The sequence below is a fragment of the Streptomyces sp. CLV115 genome (genome assembly GCF_038448545.1).
Classification (GTDB): domain Bacteria; phylum Actinomycetota; class Actinomycetes; order Streptomycetales; family Streptomycetaceae; genus Streptomyces; species Streptomyces sanglieri.
In genome coordinates this window covers 1-583 of sequence record NZ_JBCEWQ010000368.1, presented here as the reverse complement: position 1 = coordinate 583, position 583 = coordinate 1, and the positions used below count along the sequence as shown (strand labels likewise).

Annotated in this window: 1 protein-coding gene; it reads right to left on the bottom strand. The window is 61.1% G+C overall.

Annotated features, from left to right (window positions below):
• Positions 1–501 (bottom strand): AMP-binding protein (locus AADR41_RS42180; protein WP_342287771.1); only part of this gene is annotated, 501 nt, incomplete at its 3' end.
• Between the last annotated feature and the right edge of the window lie 82 nt (positions 502–583).

Sequence of the window (583 nt, the reverse complement as noted above, 5' to 3'; positions counted from 1 at the left end):
CGGGTAGTTCTCGTCGCACCAGTGCAGATAATTCACCACACCCCGATGCTCCAGAGCAACACCCTTCGGCCTGCCCGTCGAACCCGACGTATAGATCACATACGCCAGATCATCCGGCGAAGCCAACAGTTCGGGATCCGACTCCGAACCACCCGGCCACTGCGTATCGACCAGAATGCGCTCGATCCCGCCGGGCAACCGGTCGGCCAGACCCGAACTGGTAATGACCAACGGCGTTTCCGTGTCCTCGACCATGTACGTGATCCGGTCGGCCGGATACTCCGGATCAAGAGGAACGAACGCCGCACCCGCCTTCAGAATGCCCAACAGCGTGGCAATGAGCTCAGGCGAACGATCCAGACACACAGCAACCAACGTGTCCGCACCAACGCCCTTGCCACGGAGACAATGAGCGAGCTGATTCGCCCGCGCATTGACCTCACCGTACGTCCAACCACGCTCCCCATGCGTCACAGCAACCGCATCAGGACAGACAGCCACACGCTCCTCGACAAGCCGATGAATCGTCGCAGCATCCGGATACGGACCAGCCACACCGTTCCACTCGACCAACACCTCCCGC